The sequence below is a fragment of the Neisseria sp. HMSC070F02 genome (assembly GCF_001814225.1).
Classification (GTDB): domain Bacteria; phylum Pseudomonadota; class Gammaproteobacteria; order Burkholderiales; family Neisseriaceae; genus Neisseria; species Neisseria meningitidis.
The window spans coordinates 1-6,187 of sequence record NZ_KV815499.1 but is presented as its reverse complement, the minus strand read 5'-3'; the positions used below and the strand labels follow the sequence as shown (position 1 = coordinate 6,187).

The 6,187-nt window shown below is 49.7% G+C and carries 4 protein-coding genes and 1 pseudogene; 4 read left to right on the top strand and 1 reads right to left on the bottom strand.

Annotated features, from left to right (window positions below; all coding sequences use genetic code 11):
- Positions 1 to 322 precede the first annotated feature (322 nt).
- From HMPREF2959_RS10220 to carB, 3 genes are read left to right on the top strand one after another with little or no spacing between them, the layout of a single operon-like run.
- A complete protein-coding gene (locus tag HMPREF2959_RS10220) occupies positions 323 to 886 on the top strand; it encodes a ComF family protein (RefSeq protein ID WP_002214615.1) in 564 nt (187 codons plus the stop codon).
- A 2-nt stretch (positions 887 to 888) separates the two neighbouring features.
- Positions 889 to 1,437 carry a hypothetical protein gene (locus HMPREF2959_RS10215; RefSeq protein ID WP_002214617.1) on the top strand — a complete coding sequence of 183 codons (549 nt, stop codon included), beginning with the start codon at positions 889 to 891 and terminating at the stop codon, positions 1,435 to 1,437.
- Between the two features lie 6 nt (positions 1,438 to 1,443).
- Complete coding sequence (carB, locus tag HMPREF2959_RS10210; protein ID WP_002243841.1) at positions 1,444 to 4,659, top strand: carbamoyl-phosphate synthase large subunit; 3,216 nt, start codon at positions 1,444 to 1,446, stop codon at positions 4,657 to 4,659.
- Between the two features lie 223 nt (positions 4,660 to 4,882).
- Here carB and crgA read toward each other — a convergent pair whose 3' ends face one another.
- Positions 4,883 to 5,782, bottom strand: coding sequence for a LysR family transcriptional regulator CrgA (gene crgA, locus HMPREF2959_RS10205; RefSeq protein WP_002243842.1), 900 nt, complete (start codon positions 5,780 to 5,782; stop codon positions 4,883 to 4,885).
- A 238-nt stretch (positions 5,783 to 6,020) separates the two neighbouring features.
- On the opposite strand from crgA, the pseudogene HMPREF2959_RS12680 reads away from it, so the two are divergent.
- Positions 6,021 to 6,187, top strand: a pseudogene (locus HMPREF2959_RS12680) (flavodoxin family protein); the annotation flags it as partial.

Sequence of the window (6,187 nt, the reverse complement as noted above, 5' to 3'; positions counted from 1 at the left end):
CCAACCCTCCCCCACGGGGGAGGGGGCAGGTTGCAGCGGATTTTGCGGTTGCAGGCGGTTTGAGAAAGAATGCCCGAAATATCAACAGCGGGAATTTTTCAGGCAGCCTTTATCGCAAGGCAGGTGGAACAAACGCCGCGAACGTTTTTTCAGACGACCTTTGAACTCATCGGCAGAGAGTGTGCCGCAAGGCACGCACGCGGTGGGTTGGGGTTGCAGGGAAAATGGAGAACGCGTGCGTGCGTACCGCACATACCCTACATGCGGGCTACGGCTTGCTAGGATTGCTCGTTATACTTAATTTTGACAAGGAGTCAATGAAATGGCGATAGAACTAAATGGTAACTGGACAAAAGGATTTGCTTTAGACCATCATATGCAAAAAAGTATTTTGTTAGGTTATGATGAATTAGGGCATCCTCACTTTGATAGCAAGAGAAGTGTGATTGGAGAATGGGTTTATCAATTAAAATATCGTAATCAAACCCAAAATGTTTCTTTGCTGGTAGACTATATTTTACAAAAATTTAGTGGTTTAGAATCTATAAATTTAATTGTTCCCGCCCCTTTTACAACAGAGCGTATTAATCAACCAGTTCAATTAATTGCCAAAGAACTAAGTGATCGCTTGAATATTCCATATTCTCCTATTTTAAGAAAATCTAGCTCACACACACCACTCAAAAATATTGAAGAAAAATCAGAAAAACTAGAAATACTGAATAATTCCATCACAATTGACAATATAGATCTATCCAATAAGAATATTTTAGTAATTGATGATTTATTTGATAGCGGAGCAACATTGGAAATATCAACTGAAAAATTGTTTTCAAAAAATGCTAGATCTGTAATTGTTTTAGCAATGACAAAGACTAGAGGATAAAAATGCGCACTATTTTCTTTTCTGGTTCACGCAGCATTTCACGACTAAATCCACAAATACGAGAAAGAATTAACAATATTCTTAGCAATAATTTTGATATTGTTATTGGAGATGCTAATGGGGCTGATAAAGCTATCCAAAAATTTCTACAAGAACAAGATTATGCTAATGTGCATATTTACTTTTCTGGCAAAATTTACCGAAATAATGTGGGGAATTGGCAGTTTGTCCAAGTAGACAGCAAAGGAACTGGAAGGGTATTTTATACAGCAAAAGATAAGAAAATGGCAGAAATTGCTGATTATGGCTTTATTTTATGGGATGGTAAGAGTATTGGTTCATTAAATAATATAGCAGAACTTTTACAGCTAAATAAACCTTCTCTTGTATACCATTCTCAAACAAAAGAATTCTTTAAAATTAAATCAAGCGCAGATTTAGAGAATATTTTATCTAACATAGAAGATGATGTTTTAGCTTCAATTTTAGAAAAGGGAAATACTTTTCTTAAAAGCTATGTAACAAAACAACCTTCTTTAATTCAAGAGTAACCACCCATGCCCAAACGTACCGACCTAAAATCCATCCTTATCATCGGCGCCGGCCCTATCGTTATCGGTCAGGCCTGCGAATTTGACTATTCGGGCGCACAGGCCTGCAAGGCTTTGCGTGAAGAAGGCTATAAAGTCATTTTGGTGAATTCCAACCCCGCCACGATTATGACCGACCCTGAAATGGCGGATGTTACCTACATCGAGCCGATTATGTGGCAGACGGTGGAGAAGATTATCGCCAAGGAGCGGCCTGATGCGATTCTGCCCACGATGGGCGGTCAGACCGCGCTGAACTGTGCGCTGGATTTGGCACGCAACGGCGTGCTGGCAAAATACAATGTCGAGCTGATTGGCGCGACGGAAGACGCGATTGACAAGGCGGAAGACCGCGGCCGCTTTAAAGAAGCGATGGAAAAAATCGGTTTGTCTTGCCCGAAATCTTTTGTCTGCCACACGATGAACGAAGCTTTGGCGGCGCAAGAACAGGTCGGCTTCCCTACCCTGATTCGTCCTTCTTTCACCATGGGCGGTTCGGGCGGCGGCATTGCCTACAATAAAGACGAGTTTTTGGCGATTTGCGAACGCGGTTTCGATGCGTCGCCCACGCACGAGCTGTTGATTGAGCAGTCCGTTCTCGGCTGGAAAGAGTACGAGATGGAAGTGGTGCGCGATAAGAACGACAACTGCATCATCATCTGCTCGATTGAAAACTTCGACCCGATGGGCGTGCATACAGGCGACTCGATTACGGTTGCGCCGGCGCAAACGCTGACGGACAAGGAATACCAAATCATGCGCAACGCTTCGTTGGCAGTGTTGCGTGAAATCGGCGTGGATACCGGCGGCTCAAACGTTCAGTTTGCAGTAAACCCTGAAAACGGCGAGATGATTGTGATTGAGATGAACCCGCGCGTGAGCCGTTCGTCCGCGCTGGCTTCCAAAGCGACGGGCTTCCCGATTGCGAAGGTGGCGGCGAAACTGGCGGTCGGCTTTACGCTGGACGAGTTGCGCAACGACATCACCGGCGGCAAAACCCCCGCGTCATTCGAGCCGTCCATCGACTATGTGGTAACCAAAATCCCGCGTTTTGCGTTTGAAAAATTCCCTGCCGCAGACGACCGCCTGACCACGCAGATGAAATCCGTGGGCGAAGTGATGGCGATGGGCCGCACGATTCAGGAAAGCTTCCAAAAAGCCCTGCGCGGCTTGGAAACAGGCTTGTGCGGCTTCAATCCGAGAAGCTCCGACAAAGCGGAAATCCGCCGCGAACTGGCAAACCCCGGCCCCGAACGTATGCTGTTTGTGGCAGACGCGTTCCGCGCGGGCTTCACGCTGGAAGAAATCCACGAAATCTGCGCCATCGACCCTTGGTTCCTGGCGCAAATCGAAGACTTGATGAAGGAAGAAAAAGCGGTTTCAGACGGCATTTTGAGTGATTTGGATTTCGCCGCCCTACGCCGTCTGAAACGCAAAGGCTTCTCCGACAAACGTTTGGCACAATTGTTGAACGTAAGCGAAAAAGAAGTTCGCGAACACCGCTACGCGCTGAAGCTGCATCCGGTTTACAAACGCGTCGATACCTGCGCCGCCGAGTTCGCCACCGAAACCGCCTACCTCTATTCCACTTACGAAGAGGAATGCGAAGCGCGTCCTTCCGACCGCAAAAAAGTGATGATTCTCGGCGGCGGCCCGAACCGCATCGGTCAGGGCATCGAGTTTGACTACTGCTGCGTTCACGCCGCGCTCGCCCTGCGCGAATCCGGTTTTGAAACGATTATGGTCAACTGCAACCCAGAAACCGTGTCCACCGACTTCGACACCAGCGACCGCCTCTATTTCGAGCCGCTGACATTGGAAGACGTGTTGGAAATCGTCCGCACCGAAAACCCGTGGGGCGTGATTGTGCATTACGGCGGTCAAACCCCGCTCAAACTCGCCAACGCGCTGGTTGAAAACGGCGTGAACATCATCGGCACGTCCGCCGACAGCATCGATGCCGCCGAAGACCGCGAACGCTTCCAAAAAGTGTTGAACGACTTAGGCCTGCGCCAGCCGCCCAACCGCATCGCCCACAACGAAGAAGAAGCACTCGTCAAAGCCGAAGAAATCGGTTATCCGCTGGTCGTGCGCCCGTCTTATGTTTTGGGCGGACGCGCGATGCAGATTGTCCACTCCGCCGAGCAGTTGCAAAAATATATGCGCGAAGCCGTGCAGGTTTCCGAAGACAGCCCCGTGTTGCTCGACTTCTTCCTGAACAACGCGATTGAAGTCGATGTGGACTGCGTTTCAGACGGCAAAGATGTGGTTATCGGCGGCATCATGCAGCACGTCGAACAGGCGGGCATCCACTCCGGCGACTCCGGCTGCTCGCTGCCGCCCTACTCCTTAAGCGAAGAAATCCAAGACGAAATCCGCCGCCAAACCAAAGCGATGGCGTACGCGCTGGGCGTGGTCGGACTGATGAACGTGCAGTTTGCCGTGCAGGACGGCGTAGTGTTCGTATTGGAAGTGAACCCGCGCGCCAGCCGCACCGTGCCCTTCGTCTCCAAAGCCACCGGCGTGCCGCTCGCCAAAGTCGGCGCGCGCTGCATGGCAGGCATCTCCCTGAAAGAACAAGGCGTGGAAAAAGAAGTTGTCCCCGATTTCTATGCCGTTAAAGAAGCCGTGTTCCCCTTCATCAAATTCCCGGGCGTGGATACGATTTTGGGTCCGGAAATGCGCTCCACCGGCGAAGTCATGGGCGTGGGCGCAAGCTTCGGCGAAGCCTACTACAAAGCCCAACTCGGCGCGGGCGAACGCCTCAACCCGACCGGCAAAATCTTCCTCTCCGTGCGCGAAGAAGACAAAGAACGCGTCATTAAAACCGCCAAAAACTTCCAAGCCTTAGGCTACGGCATCTGCGCCACACGCGGCACGGCGCAATACCTGACCGAACACGGGCTGATTGTCCAAACCATCAATAAAGTCCCCGAAGGCCGCCCGCACATCGGCGACGCGCTGAAAAACGGTGAAATCGCACTGGTCGTGAATACCGTTTCCAACGATCCGCAATCCGTGTCCGACAGCCACATCATCCGCCAAAGCGCATTGCAGCAACGTGTGCCGCAATACACCACCACTGCCGGCGGCGAAGCGATGAGCGAAGGCGCGAAAAGCCGCGACCATCTGGGCGTGTACAGCGTTCAAGAGTTGCACGGGCGTTTGAAAAACCGCAACTGATACCTGAATCAGGTTGAAAATGCCGTCTGAAACCGTTTTGCGGTTTCAGACGGCATTTTGTCATTTGGAAAGCCGATGTTGCCACACACAAGCCGTACATAAGGAACAGCCCTATCACGCTCCCCATATAGACTGCCATTGCCGCGGCTATACATCATCTTATTTATTTTTTCTCAAAGTTATTAAGTGAGTAAAAACAATTTTATGACAGGTTTTTATAGAATTATCCACAGAGATTGTTTCCCAGTTCCTCCACTAAAAAATCCAAAAATACGCGTAAGCGGAGATTGACGGCTTTATCGCTGTAATAAACAGCATTAAAGGGGTGTGTTTTATCGGAGGTTTGTTCGGCGAGCAGGGGAATTAACTTTCCTTCAGCGATGTCGTTGTCAACCAAAAAATCTGATAAGCAAGCAATACCGCAACCTGAAAGGCACAACGAGCGTAAGATTTCACCGCTGCTGGCGGTAAAGTGCGGTGAAATCTTATAGGGATTTCCCTGCGCATCTAAAACCGCCCATGTATTTAGAGAACTGGGTTCGGTGAAGCCTAAACATTGGTGGCCGGCAAGCTCTTCTGTAGATTGCGGCGTGCCGTGTTTTGCCAGGTATTCAGGACTGGCGATTACGCGGAAGCGGCTGTCAAACAGATGGCGTGCACGCAGCCCGGAATCGTCCAATTCTCCGGCCCGTAAGGCAATATCGACTTTGCGTTCAATCAGATTGATATAGCCTTCGGAAGAAACGAGCGAAAGTCGGATATGCGGATAGCGTTCGTTGAATTTTGTTGCCAGCGGCGCCAGCAGATGCAGCACCATCGGCATCGCGGAATCCACGCGCAACACGCCTTGCGGTATTTCGTGCACTGCCAGCATTTCGGTTTCCGCCGCTGCCATTTCTTGCAGGATTCTCTGCGCGCGGCGGAAATATTGCGCGCCTTCTTCCGTCAGACTGAGTTGCCGCGTGGTGCGGTTGAGCAGGTTCACACCCAACTTTTCCTCCAGCCGTTTGACGATGCGGCTTACGGCAGAATTTGCCATCGCCAACTGCTCCGCCGCACGGCTGAAGCTGCCGCTTTCCACCACTTGAACAAATACGGTCAGTTCTTCTGAATTGGTTTTCATCGTGTTTCCTTTTCGGTTGGAACCCCGCCCTTTAGGGCGGCAGGATCAGACTTTATTTGGGAGGGGTGTAACCCCTTCCGAATCAGGACGGCACATAGGGAGACGCTTTATGTGTCATCCCGTGTGTTGAAACATCTGATTATTTCATTTGACGCAAAAGTGTTTTCTTATTTTTGCACTTTTAAATTATAAAGTAAAACGGAACAATACATTCATCAATTCACAAACGAGGTAACAAATGAATATTTTATTATTAGACGGCGGCAAGGCGTTCGGACATTCTCACGGCGGGTTAAACCGCACGCTTCACAAAAAAGCGAAAGAAGTTTTGACCGCGCTCGGACACAATGTTCAAGAAACCGTGATTGATGCCGGCTATGATGTTGAGGCAGAAATCGAAAAATT